Raw genomic sequence first — 18,731 nt, forward strand, 5'->3', positions numbered from 1 at the left:
GTCGGTCAGCAGACCTAAAAAGAGCCTATAAAATTACTAAAAAAGAGGTGTTGGTAAAAGCTGAGTTACTAGTAGTTATTAACGGTTGCAATTTTATGTGGAGGGCAACGCTTTTTAAGATTGATGGTTATGTACTGCATTATTTAAAAAGTTTTGTGTCAAGATGATTAAATTAGCTGCATATACTGTTGCCAATTCCGTAAATTCAATTATATTTGCACCCGCTTTTAGATGGGCATTGCTCATTGAGGGCGAACAAGTTAAAAAAGTAGAATTAATAATCAAGGGTCGGGCACCCTACAAATTAATGTGATATGCCAGTAAAAATTAGATTACAGAGACACGGTAAAAAAGGTAAACCATTCTATTGGGTAGTTGCTGCAGATGCAAGAGCAAAAAGAGATGGTAAATTTTTGGAAAAATTAGGAATCTACAATCCTAACACTAATCCTGCAACTATTGAGCTTAATGTTGATAATTCTGTTAAGTGGTTGCAAAACGGTGCACAACCTACAGATACGGCTAGGGCTATCCTTTCTTATAAAGGTGTACTTTTAAAGAACCATTTGTTGGGCGGTGTTCGTAAAGGGGCATTGACCGAAGAGCAGGCAGAAGAAAAATTCAATGCTTGGGTTACTGAAAAGGAGCAAGCAATTGCCGATAAAGTTGGTGGTTTGGACAAAGCTAAGCAAGAAGAACGTGCTAAGGCATTGGCTGCTGAGAAAGAAGTAAACGAGAAGCGTGCTGCAGAAGCTGCCGCTGCCGCTTTGCCAGAAACACCAGAAGGTGAGAATGCAGAGGAAGAAGTAGAAGCTGTAGAAGCTGCCGGCGAGCCAGAGCAAGCTGTTGAAACTCCAGAAGCTCCTGCAGAGGAAGAGGATAAAGCATAAATTTTAAGAAACGATGCGCAAGGAAGATTGTTTCTACCTAGGTAATATCGTTTCAAAATATAGTTTCAAAGGGGAGGTGCTGGTAAAACTGGACACTGACGATCCCGAGATTTACGAAAATATGGAATCAGTATTCGTTTCTTTAGGAAACAATCTGGTTCCATTTTTTATTAAAAGATGTCGGCTTCATAAATCAAACTTGCTCCGTATTGATTTTGAAGAAGTAAAATCAGAATCAGATGCGGACCGTATCATGAAATGCGGCCTTTATCTACCGTTGACCCAATTGCCAAAGCTTACCGGCAATAAATTTTACTACCATGAGGTCATAGGGTTTACCGTAATGGATAAGGTTCATGGGGATATAGGCATTATCCAAAGTGTGAACGATACTACGGCACAGGCATTGTTTGAAGTGCTAAAGGATGATAAGCAATTATTGATTCCTGTTAACGATGATATTATTACCAACGTAGACCGTGAGCATAAAACCATAGAAGTAACTACACCGGAAGGTTTGGTAGAGCTATACCTATCCTAAAGTATAATTTTAACCCCACTTAGGTTTTTATTGAGTTTTATACAGTTCTTTAGGAAAATCATAATTTTTAGAGGTTATACTTGCTATATTTTAATATTATTTAACCGCTAGCCATTGTTATTGGTCGAATTTTAATTGTGAATACTGCCTAAGTTTAGTAAGTTCAAAGGTGCTTTGTAAATTGGTCACCAATGCGTATAAAATTTAGGAAACCTGTTAGTATTGTTTTATTGATGTTAGCAAGTGCTCTGCTCATCTTGGGTTGCAATACCAATAGTGGGCCTAAAATTGCCATGGAAGCAAGTGGTAGTCAAAAGCAAATCCCAGATAATGTTGACTTCACCTTTCATGTTAAACCTATCCTTTCCGATCGTTGTTTTAAATGCCATGGGCCGGACAAAAATGCCGTAGAAGGTAATCTGTCCTTGCATTCTGCAGAAGAGGCCTATAAAGCTTTAGGCAAACTTAACGACCGTTTTGCCATTGTTTCCAAAGATGCCGCAAAAAGTGAATTGGTGCACAGGATTTTTACGGATGACAAGAATTTGATCATGCCACCCCCGGAATCCAATTTGGTTCTGGAGGAATATGAAAAGAAAATTCTTAAAAAATGGATAGAACAAGGAGCCGAATACAAAACACATTGGGCGTTCATGCCACCTGTTACCCCGGAAATACCCAAAAAAGAAACATCAAATGATTGGGGTGAAAATGAAATTGATGCCTTTATCCTAAAAAAATTAAATGAACACCGTTTAAGTCCCAACCCACGGGCCAGTAATGAGAAATTATTGCGTAGGGTAACGTTTGACCTTACCGGGCTACCACCTACCTTAGCTCAGATCAAGGCATTTGTAAGTGACCCCAGTGAAAGTCATTATGAACAAATTGTAGATTCTTTATTGAATACGGTAGATTATGCGGAGACCATGGCTGCTGAATGGATGGATATTGCCCGTTATGCAGATACACATGGTTACCAAGATGATTTTGAAAGAACCATGTGGCCTTGGAGAGACTGGGTCATCCATGCTTTTAAAGAAAATATGCCTTATGATCAATTTGTTACCTACCAGTTGGCAGGGGATTTATTGCCCAATGCAAATTTGGAGCAAATTTTGGCAACGGGATTTAATAGGAATCATAAGATAACCGCGGAAGGCGGGGTAATTCCTGAAGAATATAGGGTAGAATATGTAGAGGATAGGACAACTACCCTGGGTACGGCGTTCTTAGGTCTTACCCTTGAATGTGCCCGATGTCATGACCATAAATATGACCCTATAAGCCAAAAAGAACATTTTCAGTTTTATAGTTTTTTCAATACCATACCTGAACAAGGGCTGTTGGCCAATGCCAATGAACTCCCCACACCCTATATTACCATCACCCCAAAAGAGGTCAACGATGTATTGGGATTTATCAATTTAGAAAAGAGTGATATGAAAGAGGTACCGGTTATGGTCATGAAAGAAATGGATGAACCTAGATCTTCCTATATACTGGACAGGGGTATCTATGATCAACATACGACACAAGTTTATCCTGACACTCCTTCCTCCATTCTTCCTTTTGATGAATTTCCAAAGAACAGGCTGGGGCTGGCCCAATGGTTGTTCAACAAGGAACATCCCTTAACGGCAAGGGTTTCCGTAAATAGATTATGGCAGCGTATGTTCGGTAATGGAATTGTATCCACATCGTTTGATTTTGGTAACCAGGGTGCCTTGCCTACCCATCCCGAATTATTGGATTTCTTGGCCATTAAATATCGAACGGAAGGGTGGGATACCCAAAAAATGTTGAAATACATGGCAATGTCCGCAACTTACCGGCAGGATACCAAGGTCAACAAGGAAAAACTGGAAAGCGACCCTGAAAACAAATTTCTTGCTCGTGCCTCTAGATTAAGGCTTTCTTCTGAAGCTATCCGTGACCAAGCATTGGCCTTTAGCGGTCTTTTGAGTAAGGAAGTGGGTGGACCCAGTGTAAAACCTTATCAGCCAGAAGGTATTTGGGAAGAGACAACCGGTGGCGGTGGAGGCAGCACGGCTTCCTATACGGTTAGCGATGGTACGGATATCTATAGAAAAAGTTTATATACCTTTTGGAAACGAACGGTACCACCACCAAGCATGATGACCTTTGATAGCAGCACTAGGGATTACTGCTCGGTAAAAAGACAGGAGACCAATACGCCACTTCAGGCATTGGTACTTTTGAACGATCCTCAATTGGTAGAGGCGGCTAGGGCAGCTGCCGTGACAGAAATGATTGCTCAACCCAATAACGAACAAGAACAGATCAAGACCTTGTTCTTTAAGGCAACATCCAGAATACCTACTGCAACGGAATTGACATCGTTATTTGAATATTACAAACAGATGCTACAAAAAGTGGAGCAAGGTGAAATCAATGCTCAGGAATATCTGGGTATCGGTAAAAGTAAGTACCCAAAAGATCTGCACGCAGATGCACTGGTAGCGATGTCATTAACGGCACATACTATTCTTAATTTGGACGAAACCATAAATAGAGGTTAAGCATGAGCGAAAAGAAAATTCTTGAGGAACGGTCGTTGATCTTAAATAGACGTTCATTTTTGGGAAAAGCTGCAATGGGTGTAGGAGGGCTTGGACTGGCATCCATATTGGGTACCGACCTTTTCAAAAAAGGGTCAAACGGTTTGTATACCGCAGATAACGGTCCCGGGGGTGTACAAGGTATTTTGGATTCCCTGCATCATCCGGCAAAGATTAAACGGGTCATCTATCTGTTTCAAAGCGGCGGTCCTTCCCAATTGGAATTATTTGATTACAAACCGCTATTAAATAAACGCAGGGGAGAAGATCTACCGGAATCCATTAGAAATGGTCAGCGTTTAACGGGCATGACCTCCGGTCAGGATAGTTTTCCGTTGGTGGGTTCAAATTTTGGTTTTCAAAGGCATGGTAAGAACGGAACGTGGGTAAGCGATCTTCTTCCCTACACGGCAAAAATGGTCGATGATATCTGTATTATCAAGTCCATGTATACAGAGGCGATCAATCATGACCCCGCGGTTACCTTTTTTCAAACGGGTTCCCAGCAGCCGGGCAGACCAAGTATGGGTTCATGGTTAAGTTATGGTCTTGGCAGTGAGAACGAAAACCTTCCTGCGTTTACGGTATTGTTGTCAAGGGGGTCGGGGAGACCTAATGGGCAGCCTTTATATACCCGCTTATGGGGTAACGGATTTTTACACTCCTTGCACCAAGGTGTACAGTTTAGGGCGGCAAAAGACCCAGTTCTGTACCTGAACGACCCCAAAGGCACTACAGCAGAGGTCAAAAGGGCCATGTTGGATCAATTGGCAGAACTTAATGATCAACATTATCAAGAATCTAACGATCCGGAAATTCAAAGTAGAATTGCTCAGTATGAAATGGCTTATCGCATGCAGACTTCGGTACCGGATGTTATGGATACAGGGAAGGAACCGGACTATATTTATAAAATGTATGGGTCGGATGCCAAAATTCCCGGTACCTATGCTGCAAATTGCCTACTTGCAAGGAGACTGGCGGAAAAAGATGTACGGTTCATTCAATTATACCATATGGGGTGGGATCAACATGATAATTTGCCCGGGGCCATACAGAAACAGGCCAAGGACGTTGATCAAGCATCTGCGGCATTGGTTGCCGATCTTAAACAACGTGGGTTATTGGAAGATACTTTGGTAATTTGGGGAGGAGAATTTGGCCGTACCAATTATTCCCAAGGTCTTTTGACCGATACCACATATGGACGGGATCATCATCCTAGATGTTTTACTATGTGGATGGCCGGTGGCGGTATAAAACCGGGTATGGTCTATGGTGAAACCGATGAGTTTGGGTATAACATTATTAAAAACCCCGTGCATGTCCATGATTTTCAGGCAACCATGTTGCATCAGCTGGGTATTGATCATGAAAAATTCACCTATAAATACCAAGGACGTCGTTTTAGACTTACAGATGTGGAAGGTACTGTGGTAAAAGATATTTTAACCTGATGAAAAGAAGAACGTTTGTGAAAAATACAGCTATAGCATCGGCAGGTTTGTTGGGTTGCGGTAATGTTTCCGCTAATATGTGGGCGTATAAGGATGCCATAATCGGTCATGGCACGCATCAATATAAAATAGATCTTAATTGGGGCGCACTAAACCCCAGTTACTATCCTGTGAACGATTGCCATGAAATGGTTCAAGATTCTAAGGGGCACATTTTACTTTTGACCAATCACATAAAAAACAACATTATTGTTTATGACCGTAATGGTAAATTGTTGGAAACGTGGGGGACGGATTACCCCGGTGCGCATGGTTTGACACTGCATGTAGAGAATGGGGAAGATTTTCTTTATATAGCGGACAATACGCGACACGAAGTGGTAAAAACGACCATTGATGGTAAAGTGGTACAGGTTTTTACCTATCCTAAAGAATCCGGAAAATATGAATCCAAGGATCAATACATACCCACGGAAACGGCTATTGCTGATAATGGGGATGTCTATATTGCAGATGGATATGGTGCACAGTTTATTATGCGGTACAATGCCAAGGGAGAATTGCTGCAAACGTTTGGTGGTAAGGGGGATGAGGACCATCTTTTTCAAAATGCACATGGTATATGTATCGATACCAGAGAGGGAAAGGAACCTGAACTTTTGATTACGGCCAGAAAGCAAAATAAGTTAAAACGGTTTACCATGGATGGTGAGTTTATAGCCAGTATACCTTTGCCAGGGGCATATATCTGCAGACCGGTTATAAAAGGGGATACTATTTATTTGGCAACAATATGGTCTGGGGATGGTTCTAATGGCACAGGATTTATCTCAATTCTTAACCGGGACAATCAATTGATCTCTGCACCGGGAGGATGTGCTCCGGTTTATGAAAATGGCCAGTTAAGACCTATGTATCAAGCAGTGAAGGTCTTTACCCACCCCCATGATGTATGTGTGGATGACGATGAAAATATCTATGTGGCACAGTGGAATTCAGGAAAAACCTATCCCATTAAATTAAATAGAATATAGCATGCGCGTAACCCTATTGGTATTACTATTTGCAGTAATTAATAATGCATGTGTTTCGCCGGATAATGCGCATGCCCCTACTGATCAGTTTGTGCTTTCATCACCACAGATTCAAACAACCCACGTACTTTTTGATTCGGTTACCACGGTCAGCTTAAATTTTGATTTTCCAGGCGCTATCATCAAATATTCCTTGGACGGTAACCCGGTGAAAAGGAATTCCAAAGTTTACGATGAACCTTTGCAAATCAAGAACAATACCACTATTAATGCCAAAGTTTACCATAAGGATTATCAGGAAAGCGATCAGGTGCATTCGCAAGTGGTCAAGGTAAACAGGAACAATAAAATTGAACAAATTGATCTAGATCCTAAGCCTAATGAAAAATATCCTGGGTCTGGTGTTAAGGGGTTGAAAGATTTTAAAAAGGGTTCCGGACATTTCTCCAATGATTCGCAATGGATGGGTTTTCAGACAGATAGCATTAAGGTTTCAATGAAATTTAAGGATAATATTGAGGTTTCCGTATTGGTACTAAGTACCCTAACCGACCAGGCTAGTTGGATATTTGCTCCGGCCAGGCTGGCCGTATACCATAAAAATAAACTTGTAGGCAATATGTTTTTTCCTAAAAGTAATTTGCCGGGCAATGAAGGGACTACATTTTTAGATGTTCCTGTTAAAAAGGAAACATACCGCGAATTAAATTTGGTAATTTATGGGTTGCCCCAAATACCGGAGTGGCATCAAGGAAAGGGTACCACGCCGTGGTTCTTTATGGACGAAATTATAATTCAATAACATGATGCTCTTGGAAATACAAATTGGCCATCTTCATCCACTTTTGGTGCATTTACCCATCGGTATCATTTTACTGGCCTTTTTATTGGAAATATACAGTAGGTTCAAACCTAAAAAACCCTTTAGGGAAAGTATTGAGTTTACCTTATTTGTTGCCGTGGTTTCCGCACTTCTATCCTTGGCAACAGGATGGTTGTTGGGAGAGGAAGGAGGTTATGAAGAGCAAGCACTTTTTCTTCATAGGTGGATGGCCGTTTCATTTACCGTTGCAACCATACTGTTGTACTTGGTTAAAAGAAGTACTAATCTAAAGCTCCAAAAATTGTATTTGCCCCTATTTTTTGTCGTGTTGATATGTATTGGAGTAACAGGGCATTTTGGCGGTAATATGACCCATGGGGAAGATTATTTATTTATAGAAGAGGATAAGGAAATTGTAATTACCAATATACAAGAAGCCCAGGTCTATGCACATATTGTACAGCCAATTCTTGACGGTAAATGTGTAAGTTGCCATAACCCCAAAAAAGCAAAAGGAGGATTGATCATGGATTCACCCGCAGATTTATTGAAAGGGGGAGATAATGGTATTTTGTTCGATACGAATACAAATAATGGCACGTCTCTTTTTTTTGAACGTATACATTTGCCTCTGGAAAACGAGGAACATATGCCGCCCAAGGGCAAGGTTCAGTTGACCGATAATGAAAAGGATATATTGGCTTGGTGGATAGCACATGGTAATTGCTTTGATTGCCAGGTGAAACAATTACCTGCCAAAGAAAGAATTGCGTCCATTCTTAACACATTGGAACAGGATACATCCGCAGTTGCCATACTTTCTAGTAAGGCAGAAAAAGTACCAAAGGAATGGTTGACGGAAATTAGGGGAATGGGTATTTCCGTTCAGACTCTTTCAGCGCACAATTCGTTATTGCAAGTGTCAATGTCCGGTTTGGATACAATTACCAAAAACCATTTAAAATCCTTAAAGCAATATGCGGCCAACGTTATTGAATTAGACCTAGGTTTTACCAATTTTAATGATGGGTTAATGGCCCAGATTAAGCCGTTCAAGAATTTAATAAAGTTGAAGTTGCAGGGCACCCATATTACCGATGCCATTGGGGATGACCTTAAGGAATTTGAATTACTAGAATCCTTAAATCTCTATGGTACCGGTGTTACCGATAAAGTATTTCAACATCTTACGGATATTAAGAGCCTAAAAAACGTGTATTTATGGAAAACCAATGTATCCAATGAGGGAATTGCCCAATTTCAGGCAAAACAGCCCAAAACAAATGTTCAATTGCTTAATGATGAGTTGTTCAGGGCAACCGTGTTAGTTCCACCGGTTATTAAGGGTGAATCAAACTTTTTTAAGGATAGTTTGGCTATTACAATAGAAAGTCTTTTTGACGATGCCAGTATTTATTATACATTGGATGGTTCCCTGCCCACCGAAAAATCCCATAAATACAAGGATTATTTAATGTTGTCCAATACCGCCAAGATAAGGGCAATTGCAATCAAAGAAGATTGGAAACCCAGTTCAATAGCGGAAAGCACGTTCATTAAAAATAATATTGAGTATGAACAAGTTTCCTTGCTCACACAACCCAATGAGAAATATGCGGGACAAAAAGGTGTTACCTTAATGGACCAAAAACGGGGGTCCATCAATTTTGTAGATGGTAATTGGTTGGGGTTTGAAGGCAAACACCTGAAAACCATAATTGAATTGAAAGAATTATCACCTATCTCAAAAGTTTCGGTCGGGGCATTGTCCGCACCTTCTAGTTGGATTTTTTATCCAACGGCATTCACCATTTCCATATCTAAAGATGGTGTCAATTATAAAAAGGTAGGAAAGAAAAATATGGGTATGGAAAGCCCTAATGCAGAGGTAAAACTTACTTTTTTTGAATTGGGACTTGAACCGGTGGAGGCTAAATTCGTTAAATTGGAAATTCAAAGCCCATTAAAAAACCCTAGTTGGCATACGGAACCAGGGGGCAAAAGCTGGATTTTTATAGATGAAATTGTTTTGAACTAATTCTTGTTGCCATAGTTGCTTTTGAACAAGTCTGCCATTACTAGTCGTTATTATTAGTCTTTAAAACCTATAAAATGAAGATAATTTTAAAATATACAGTGTTATTAATGCTATGCATTGCACAGAATATTTATGGGCAAAAAGTTGCACAGCAACGTAACGTACCCAATGTCATCCTAATTTTTACGGATGACCAAGGTTATAACGACGTAGGTATATTTGGTGCTACGGACATTGCAACTCCCCATTTGGACCAAATGGCTAGGGATGGTGCCAAGCTTACCAGTTTTTATGCAGCGCAGGCCGTATGTTCTGCTTCAAGAGCTGCAATACTAACGGGTTGTTATCCTAATAGAATAGGAATTCACAATGCCTTTATGCCCAATAGTAAAAAGGGACTGAACACCCAGGAAACTACCTTGGCGGAAATGTTCAAGGCCAAAGGATATGCAACCGCTATTTTTGGAAAATGGCATTTGGGAGACCAACAACAATTTATGCCCAATAACCACGGGTTTGATGAATATTTTGGTATACCCTATTCTAACGATATGTGGCCTTTACACCCGCAACAGGGACCTATTTTTGACTTTGGGCCCTTACCGTTATATGAAAATACCACCGTATTGAAAACATTGACGGATCAGACCGATCTAACTACCCAGATTACGAAGCGCAGTGTAGATTTTATTCACCGTAATGCGGACAATCCGTTTTTCCTTTACATGCCGCACCCACAGCCCCATGTACCTTTATTTGTGTCCGATAAGTTTAAGGGGAAGTCTAAAAGAGGATTGTACGGTGACGTTATTATGGAAATTGACTGGACCGTAGGTGAAATTCTAAAGGCCGTGGAAGAAAATGGACTTACTAAAAATACCCTAATTATTTTTACATCGGATAACGGTCCTTGGTTGGCTTATGGAAATCATTCAGGAAGCGCATTTCCTTTTAGGGAAGGTAAGGGTACCGCATGGGAAGGTGGACAAAGGGAACCGTTCATCATTAAATATCCTGGACACATTAAAGCCGGTACAACTATTGACGCTCCGGTCATGGCCATTGATATATTGCCCACACTAGCGGAAATTTGTCAAGCAGATTTGCCCAATACCGTTATTGATGGTCGCAGTGCTTGGCCTTTGCTAACAGGTATAACCAATGAGAGTCCGCAGAATGCGTATTTCTTTTATTATCGGGTCAATGAATTGTTCGGTATCAGATATGGAAAATGGAAATTATACTTTCCGCATACCTATAGGACAATGAATGGTCAAAAAGCGGGTAAGGATGGTTTGCCCGGTGAGTACAAAATGGTAGATTTGAAGGAAATTGAACTGTATGATCTGGAGTCCGATGCGTCTGAACTAAAAAATGTAGCCTCGGAATATCCCAAAGTAGTGACCAAAATAAAGGAATTGGCAGATCATATGCGTTCAAGGCTAGGAGATTCTCTTTTGGGTATGGAAGGCACCGAAACAAGGAAAGCGGGAGAAGTAAAATGAACAAACCATTTAAGTTTAAACAGTTTACGGTACATCAAGACCGTTCCGCCATGAAAATAGGAACCGACGGGGTCTTACTTGGGGCTTGGACCAAAGTTGAACATCAAACTGAATCTATTCTTGATATTGGCGCAGGTACCGGAATTATAGCATTGATGTTGGCCCAACGTAGCAATGCAGAGGTTATAGATGCCATAGAAATAGATCCAGAAGCGTATGAACAATGTGTTGATAATTTTGAACGGTCACCTTGGGGCGATCGTCTTTATTGTTACCATGCAGGATTAGACGAGTTCATGGATGAAATTGATGATGAATATGAAATTATCGTCTGCAATCCTCCTTTTTATATTGAAAATGTTACCTCTGGAAACCTTCAAAGAGACCAAGCTAGGCAAAATGGATATCTTCCTTTTGATGTTTTGTTGGCAGGGGTACAGGCACTTTTGGCCAATAATGGTACGTTTACCACTATTATTCCCTTTAAGGAAGAAGAAGCGTTTGTGCGTTTAGCGGCTACTTTTGGATTACATCCCAAACAATGCCTACACGTAAAAGGAAATGCCAATGCACCGATCAAACGTAGCTTGTTGGCATTTGTAAAACAGAAACACCAATGTACCATTCAAGAACTCATTATTGAGACGGAGCGGCATCGATATACGGAAGACTACATAGCGCTCACTCAAGCATTTTATTTAAAAATGTAACTTTATCCTTGTGTAATGTTATATTTTTTGATTTACCTTTATTAAAAGATTTGTTATGAGACCCGATTTGTTTGAAGCGCCCGATTATTACAATTTGGACGACCTTTTTTCCCAAGAACATTTATTAGTACGTGATGCCGCCCGCCAATGGGTCAAAAGAGATGTTTCTCCAATTATTGAAGAATATGCTCAAAAAGCGGAATTTCCTAAACAGATAATTAGTGGCTTGGCAGAAATTGGGGCATTTGGACCTTATATTCCTGAAGAGTATGGTGGGGCCGGTTTGGATCAGATCAGTTACGGACTTATTATGCAGGAAATTGAAAGGGGAGATAGTGGGGTGCGCTCCACGGCTTCCGTTCAGTCGTCTTTGGTCATGTACCCTATTTATACGTATGGAACAGAGGCGCAACGCAAAAAATACCTACCTAAATTGGCCGCCGGTGAATGGATGGGGTCTTTTGGGTTAACGGAGCCAAACCATGGTTCCAATCCAAGTGGTATGGAAACCAAGTTCAAGGATATGGGTGACCACTACCTTCTTAACGGTGCCAAACTGTGGATTTCCAATTCTCCTTTTTGTGATATAGCTGTCGTCTGGGCAAAAAATGAGGAGGGTAGGATCCATGGCTTGATCGTGGAACGTGGCATGGAAGGTTTTACCACCCCGGAAACACATAACAAATGGTCATTAAGGGCATCGGCGACCGGAGAGCTGATATTTGATAACGTTAAAGTACCCAAAGAAAACTTATTGCCCAATAAAACAGGGTTAGGCGCACCTTTAGGTTGTTTGGATTCCGCCAGATTCGGTATTGCATGGGGAGCCATTGGTGCTGCAATGGATTGTTATGATACCGCTTTGCGTTATGCCAAAGAGCGTATTCAATTTGGAAAACCAATAGCGGCAACCCAATTGCAACAAAAGAAATTGGCCGAAATGATTACTGAAATTACGAAAGCACAATTATTGGCGTTCCGTTTAGGACAACTTAAAAATGAGGGTAGGGCAACTACCGCACAAATTTCAATGGCCAAAAGGAACAATGTGGAAATGGCAATAAAAATTGCCCGTGAGGCAAGACAGGTCCTTGGAGGCATGGGTATTACAGGGGAATATAGTATTATGCGCCACATGATGAACTTGGAAAGTGTCATTACCTATGAAGGTACCCATGATATTCATTTATTGATTACGGGTGCAGATATTACGGGTATGCCCGCTTTTAAATAATATAACTTTATGGTTTCATTGTCATAACTTAATTTTTTAATGGCATTTATACCTTGCATGAACACAAGTTAAGATGTGTTCATGTTGATGAAATAGTTCAGGGCCAATGGAAACATTGGCCCTTTTGATTACAAGTATGTTATTTTTCTAAAAATTGAGCAAACCACTTGCCGGATGTTTTAATGGTTCTTCTTAAACTTTTAAAATCAATATGAACCAAGCCAAATCTTGCATGATACCCTTCTGCCCATTCAAAATTATCGGTCAAGGTCCAAATAAAATAACCATGCACGTTCAACCCGCTTTGTTGGGCTTTATGCACTTGCAGGATATGGTCCTGTAAAAATTGCAGTCGTTGTTGGTCGTCCACATTTCCGTTCTTTACAACATCCTTAAACGCTGCGCCATTTTCTGTAATAAAGATTTTTTTTATTTGGGAATACGCACTGAATTTTTCTATGATATGGAAAATACTTGGCGGGTACACCTCCCAATCCATTAATGTAGTTTTTACGTTCCGTTTGCTGGCCTTTACGATTTTGGCATGTAGATAGGGAACAAAAAAACTATGTTTTACCTTTTCCCGGGTATAGTTCTGTAATCCTATAAAGTCAAAATTGAACTTGCAATCGTTCATGTCGTTAGGTTGTATGAAGGGTCGTAAACGTTTTAATACCGGGGCATCACTTATTGGATAGCCCAATCCCAATGCGGGTTCTATGAATAATCGGTTCAATAATGCATCGGCCTTGACTGCGGCATGCCGGTCTCTTTTAGTATTTCTGTAAGCTGATATTTGTGAGCAGGAAAAAGTGGTGCCTATTAGGGCGTTGGGCACTAACCTTTTTAAAATTTTAGCACCCATTGCTTGGCAGAGTACGACATGGTGCACTGCAGGAAGAAAATTTTTCAATCCTTTTTTTCCAGGAGCATGTACGCCTAAAAAATATCCCGCACCGGTAAAGACCATTGGTTCGTTCAAGACCATCCAATGTTTTACCTGATCGCCAAAGGCCATTGCACATACTGTCGTAAATTCCGTAAACCAATCTATTATTTTCCTATTGGCCCATCCGCCCTTATCCTCAAGTGCTTGGGGCAAATCCCAATGATATAGGGTTACCCAAGGTTCTATACTATGTTCTAAACAACATGCTATCACCTTTTTATAGAATGCAATTCCTTGTTCGTTTACCGTGCCAATTCCATTAGGTAAGATACGTGTCCATGAAATTGAGAACCTAAAATTTTTGATGTTCATAGATTTCATCAAAAGGATATCTTCCTCATACCGGTGATAATAATCACAGGCAATATCTGCTTGGTCACCATTACGTATAGTATTTTCTTTTTTGGTAAAGATGTCCCAAATAGAGGGTCCTTTTCCATGGCCCAAACTTTCTCCCTCTATTTGAAATGCGGCAGTGGACACCCCCCAAACAAAGTCTTTACCAAAATGGGAAGCGCTCAATGTTGACTTTGCCATGTGCTATAAACTTGTACCTGAATTTAATATGATCTGTAGGATGCTTCCAATATTTGCGTAATCATCTGGTCGGTAATATCAGGATAGTCAACGGAAACGATATCATCGGTATCCAACCAATTTTGCAACTTAATTAGATGCTTGTTCTTTAAGGATTTTATGACGGATACTCCCATTTTTGCAAGGGCGGCGGCATTACATTGTTGTTCATATTGTCCTTTCATTGGTATGACCAATAGTTTTTTTTGCATGAACAAACTTTCTGCTGGAGTCTCAAAACCGGCACCACATACAATTCCTTTACTGGAGGCCATGCTCGCTACAAAATCAGTGTTGGTAATGGGTCTAATATGTATATGGTCGTTGATATGTTCTTTTTTGTTATGCTTGGAAAAAACCTGCCATTTTACACCTTTGAATTTTGATAGGAACTGCAGTAGCTTTTCATCGCTATAAGATGGTAGATATACGGTATAGTGTTCTTTTTTGCTTATAGTGGCCTGTCTCACATCTTGTCTTATAATTGGGGTGTATATATTTGGTTCGTATGATTGAAAATGTAACCCGTATTGGCGGGTTGTAGGGGCGTAATTTTGTAGAATCCATTTTCCAAATGGGTCTTTTTTCTTTGGTTTTGGGGCCTTGGCACATAGTACTGCTGCTTGATGGCTAAAGCTGTAACACGGTAATTGTTTTATCTTGCACGCCCATGCCGTTACCGGTTCAAAATCGTTTATGACCAAATCATAGTCTTCAACCGGTATACTTTTTATTTCTTTTTGTAATCGTAGTGAATTGGCCCTGTAATAGGTTTTCCACATATCTACACCACCTTTTTTGCCAAAAATAAAGCTTAGCCCCTTTAATTGATAAGAAATAGGATAAGGTAAGGGAACATCTGCTTGAATGCCACTTACCAATATATCTAGAGTAAGCCCATGTTTTAATAGTGCGGGTATGACATCTCGGGCCCTGCTTAAATGTCCGTTTCCTGTTCCTTGTATTGCGTATAATACTTTCATTTTATGGACTGTGCCAACCCATTTATCTTAAATTCTGTTAGTAATTGCTCAAAAAGCTCCCCTTTTTCCAAAAGATGGTTTTCATCTAATGGTTCATCTTTTTGATTGTCCATAGTTATATCCTCCAGATAGGAATATAGGCTCCAAACTCCTTTGTGATATTCAAGGGCGGTTAAATTCTCTATCCAATCGCCAGAATTTAAATAAGTAACCTCACCCTTTTCCGTTTTAATATTTTTTATTTCCGGTTGATGTATATGTCCGCAAACCACAAAATCATATCCATTTTCAATGGCAATATCTGCTGCAATACGTTCAAAATCATTAATGAATTTTACGGCAGACTTTACCCCGTTCTTAATTTTTTTAGACATGGAAATAGGGCCTTTACCTATTTTTTTTCCAATAAAATTTATGGCCCTGTTCAACAGAATTAGAAAATCATACCCTTTAGCGCCCAATTTTGCCAACCACTTGCTATGTTGCATGGTTACGTCAAAGACATCTCCATGGAAGATCCAGGCCTTTTTACCGTGTAAGGGTAGTACTAGTTTATTGCTAATGCTTAAGGAACCTAAATGACTACCGGCAAATTTGCGTAATAGTTCATCATGGTTGCCGGTTACATAATGAACAGGTATTCCTTTGGCAATCCATTCCATAATTACCTTAATGACCTTCATATGTGATTTTGGCCAATAGCGTTTGCTAAATTGCCAGATATCTATGATATCGCCATTGAGTATAACTTCTTTGGGCTTAATGGATTTTAAATATTTTAATAGTTCCTTGGCGTGACATCCATAGGTTCCTAAATGAATATCCGATAGGACCACTATATCTACAGGTCTTTTTTTCATAGATGTAATGCAGCTTCCCTTTTCCTGAAAAACCTGTTTTTTATGTGTAATGAAGAGCCTTTTAACACTAGGTGCATAATTAGCAAGGCAATGGAAAACAATACTAGTTTAATAGATTTCATATACTGAAATTTATAAATGTAAAGTTTCAATATTTGATTCAATACAGCCGTTACCCGTAACTTATATTTTAGTTACCGCAGTGTTAAACAAAGTCTTGGTTAAGATGGATTGATTAACTATTTCTTTACCAACCGTACTTTTATGGATTTGCTAATAGGTGTTTTGCTTCTTAATGCAAAATGATTAAATGGAACCAAAACGTTGGTCTCCGGAAAATAGGAAGCTAAATTGCCAGAAGGAATAGTATAAGGTATAATTTTAAACTTGTGTGCCGTTCGCACGGTTTGGTCATAGGTACTTGTAATATCCACTACGTCCAATTTTTTAAGGCCAACCGCCTTCATGTCTTCCGGATTCATGAAAATGACCCTACGTGCATTGTATACACCACGGTAACGATCGTTCAATCCATAAATGGTGGTATTGAACTGGTCATGTGAACGTATGGTCATAAGCATGTATTCATCTTTCTGCAAAGTATGTTCCGGTAAGCTGTTGATCGTTATTTGTGCCTTGCCGTTGGGCAACATGCTAAAATCCAGATTTCGGACATTATTGGGTAAGTAATAACCTGCACCCTGGGAGCGCTCCTCGGTATTTTCAAACCCCTTTGCAACCTGATCGATCTGCGAACGTATCAATTCATAATCCGCACCCAAGGCTTTCCAGTCCATAGGGTGATTATCCCCAAAATACGCCCTACCTATATTGGCTATAATCTCTGGTTCGCTCATCACTTTATCAGAGGCCGGTTTTAAAATTCCCTTACTCTGCTTAACCCTTCCCATGCTGTTTTCCACAGTAAAATGGCGAGGTTTACCATCTTTCATATCTTTTTCTGACCGGCCAATGGTGGGGAGGATCAAGGCGGTTTTGCCCGTTACCAAATGGGTCCTGTTCAATTTGGTGCTAATTTGTACGGTAAGGTCACAGTTTTGAATACCTTTTGCCGTGTATTCCGTATCCGATGCAGCCATCAGAAAATTACCGCCCAGGCACATAAAAATTTTGGCCTTACCATCATACATGGCTTTCATTGAGCCAACGACATCTACGCCCTCATGATCCGGTGGAGTAAAGCCCAAATAATTCTTAATACGCTCGTTAAGCCCTTTATCTACAAAATGTTGGATACCCACACTACGGTCCCCTTGAACATTGCTATGCCCGCGCACTGGACAGGTACCGGTATTAGGTTTGCCAATGGCGCCCTTGAGCAACAATAAGTTTACGAACTCTCGTATATTTTCCACACCGTTTTTATGTTGTGTTAGACCCATAGCCCAACAGACAATTATTTTGGATTTATTGGCCAATAAAGCTACGGTCTCATCTATACTGTCTTCAGAAACACCGGTCTGGTCAAGAAGCTCTTTTTCCTTGTATCGTGCCAAATCTTTAAGTAAGGCATCATAACCTTGGGTATAGGTTGTTATAAATTCATGGTCGAATACATTGCCCGATATTTGGTCAAAAGCAATTAATTTTTTTAAAATAAGCTTGACCAAGGGGATGTCCTGGTTGATGTTGACGGGCAAATGAATATCTGCCATATCCTCACCGCCGCCTATCCAACCATTAATATTCTGTGGGTTCTTAAAATTCACCAAACCCGATTCCTCAAGCGGATTTATACTGATTACCTTTCCTCCATTCTTTTTGCATTTTTCAAGGGCGGAAAGCATTCTGGGGTGGTTGGTACCTGGATTTTGTCCGGCTATTAAAATTACTTCCGCTTCATATAGATCTTCCAATGTCGTAGAACCTTTACCAATGCCCAAAGTTTCCCCCAATGCTACTCCGCTGCTCTCGTGGCACATATTGGAACAATCCGGTAAATTATTTGTGCCTAAGGCCCTTGCAAACATACCATAAAGAAAAGCGGCCTCATTACTGGACCGTCCAGAGGTGTAAAATATGGCCTCGTCAGGATGGTCCAATTTTTTAAGCTCCGAGGCAATTAACTGAAATGCGTCGTTCCAAGTAATGGGCTCATAATGTACACTGCCCGGTCTTAAAACCAAAGGTTCTACCAAGCGCCCACATTTATTGAGCTCATAATCCGATAACAACGATAATTCTTCTACGGAATTTTTTTTGAAAAAATTGGCGTCTACATGATTGGTAGTAGCTTCATCACCAAGTGCTTTAGCCCCATTTTCACAATATTCGGCAACCGGTGAAGGATGCTCGGGGTCAGGCCATGCACAACTTGGACAATCAAAACCATCTTTTTGGTTCATACGTAACAAAGATCTCATGGAACGTAACACTCCCATTTCCTTAAACGTATGTTTTAGCGCTTCACGAACCCCCAAATAGCCTGCGGCATGGTCAACAGGTTCTTTTAATTCTATATCCAAAAAATCTTCTGACCCTCTAAAAGATACATTTCTTTGTGCTTTTGACTCCATGGTATAAACTTA

The 18,731-nt window shown here is 40.3% G+C and carries 15 protein-coding genes; 10 read left to right on the forward strand and 5 right to left on the reverse strand.

Annotated elements, in window-relative coordinates; genetic code table 11:
• Positions 1-114: 114 nt before the first annotated feature.
• Positions 115-246, reverse strand: coding sequence for a hypothetical protein (locus JM81_RS18630; protein ID WP_261375063.1), 132 nt, complete (start codon positions 244-246; stop codon positions 115-117).
• Positions 247-314: 68 nt separating this feature from the next.
• On the opposite strand from JM81_RS18630, the gene JM81_RS13955 reads away from it, so the two are divergent.
• The 10 genes from JM81_RS13955 to JM81_RS14000 all read left to right on the forward strand — a co-directional run bounded on the left by JM81_RS13955 (position 315) and on the right by JM81_RS14000 (position 12,814).
• Positions 315-890 (forward strand): 30S ribosomal protein S16, encoded by a 576-nt coding sequence (locus JM81_RS13955; RefSeq protein ID WP_089259091.1) that lies wholly within the window; start codon positions 315-317, stop codon positions 888-890.
• A gap of 13 nt (positions 891-903) precedes the next feature.
• Positions 904-1,431, forward strand: coding sequence for a ribosome maturation factor RimM (rimM, locus tag JM81_RS13960; RefSeq protein WP_144804340.1), 528 nt, complete (start codon positions 904-906; stop codon positions 1,429-1,431).
• A gap of 191 nt (positions 1,432-1,622) precedes the next feature.
• Positions 1,623-3,974: a PSD1 and planctomycete cytochrome C domain-containing protein gene (locus JM81_RS13965; protein ID WP_261375064.1), complete on the forward strand. Its 2,352-nt coding sequence runs from the start codon at positions 1,623-1,625 to the stop codon at positions 3,972-3,974.
• 2 nt (positions 3,975-3,976) lie between these two features.
• Positions 3,977-5,470 carry a DUF1501 domain-containing protein gene (locus JM81_RS13970; RefSeq protein ID WP_144804342.1) on the forward strand — a complete coding sequence of 498 codons (1,494 nt, stop codon included), beginning with the start codon at positions 3,977-3,979 and terminating at the stop codon, positions 5,468-5,470.
• Positions 5,470-6,504: a 6-bladed beta-propeller gene (locus JM81_RS13975; protein WP_144804344.1), complete on the forward strand. Its 1,035-nt coding sequence runs from the start codon at positions 5,470-5,472 to the stop codon at positions 6,502-6,504. Before JM81_RS13970 ends, JM81_RS13975 begins: the two co-directional genes overlap by 1 nt.
• A gap of 1 nt (position 6,505) precedes the next feature.
• On the forward strand, positions 6,506-7,306 hold the full coding sequence (locus JM81_RS13980; protein WP_144804346.1) for a chitobiase/beta-hexosaminidase C-terminal domain-containing protein: 801 nt from the start codon (positions 6,506-6,508) through the stop codon (positions 7,304-7,306).
• A 1-nt stretch (position 7,307) separates the two neighbouring features.
• Positions 7,308-9,365: an FN3 associated domain-containing protein gene (locus tag JM81_RS13985; RefSeq protein WP_144804348.1), complete on the forward strand. Its 2,058-nt coding sequence runs from the start codon at positions 7,308-7,310 to the stop codon at positions 9,363-9,365.
• 74 nt (positions 9,366-9,439) lie between these two features.
• Positions 9,440-10,870: a sulfatase gene (locus JM81_RS13990; RefSeq protein ID WP_144804350.1), complete on the forward strand. Its 1,431-nt coding sequence runs from the start codon at positions 9,440-9,442 to the stop codon at positions 10,868-10,870.
• Positions 10,867-11,580 (forward strand): tRNA1(Val) (adenine(37)-N6)-methyltransferase, encoded by a 714-nt coding sequence (locus tag JM81_RS13995; protein ID WP_144804353.1) that lies wholly within the window; start codon positions 10,867-10,869, stop codon positions 11,578-11,580. Before JM81_RS13990 ends, JM81_RS13995 begins: the two co-directional genes overlap by 4 nt.
• 55 nt (positions 11,581-11,635) lie before the next feature.
• Complete coding sequence (locus tag JM81_RS14000; protein ID WP_089259107.1) at positions 11,636-12,814, forward strand: acyl-CoA dehydrogenase family protein; 1,179 nt, start codon at positions 11,636-11,638, stop codon at positions 12,812-12,814.
• A gap of 139 nt (positions 12,815-12,953) precedes the next feature.
• Here the strand turns inward: JM81_RS14000 and JM81_RS14005 are convergent, their stop codons facing one another.
• From JM81_RS14005 to JM81_RS14020, 4 genes are all read right to left on the reverse strand, one after another.
• A complete protein-coding gene (locus tag JM81_RS14005) occupies positions 12,954-14,300 on the reverse strand; it encodes a GH1 family beta-glucosidase (protein ID WP_144804355.1) in 1,347 nt (448 codons plus the stop codon).
• A gap of 23 nt (positions 14,301-14,323) precedes the next feature.
• On the reverse strand, positions 14,324-15,322 hold the full coding sequence (locus JM81_RS14010) for a glycosyltransferase family protein (RefSeq protein ID WP_144804357.1): 999 nt from the start codon (positions 15,320-15,322) through the stop codon (positions 14,324-14,326).
• Positions 15,319-16,182 (reverse strand): UDP-2,3-diacylglucosamine diphosphatase, encoded by an 864-nt coding sequence (locus tag JM81_RS14015; protein WP_144804359.1) that lies wholly within the window; start codon positions 16,180-16,182, stop codon positions 15,319-15,321. The genes JM81_RS14010 and JM81_RS14015 overlap by 4 nt, the downstream gene beginning before the upstream one ends.
• Before the next feature lie 239 nt (positions 16,183-16,421).
• Complete coding sequence (locus JM81_RS14020) at positions 16,422-18,719, reverse strand: FdhF/YdeP family oxidoreductase (RefSeq protein ID WP_144804361.1); 2,298 nt, start codon at positions 18,717-18,719, stop codon at positions 16,422-16,424.
• Between the last annotated feature and the right edge of the window lie 12 nt (positions 18,720-18,731).

The sequence above is a fragment of the Maribacter sp. MAR_2009_72 genome (genome assembly GCF_007827235.1).
Taxonomy (GTDB): domain Bacteria; phylum Bacteroidota; class Bacteroidia; order Flavobacteriales; family Flavobacteriaceae; genus Maribacter; species Maribacter sedimenticola.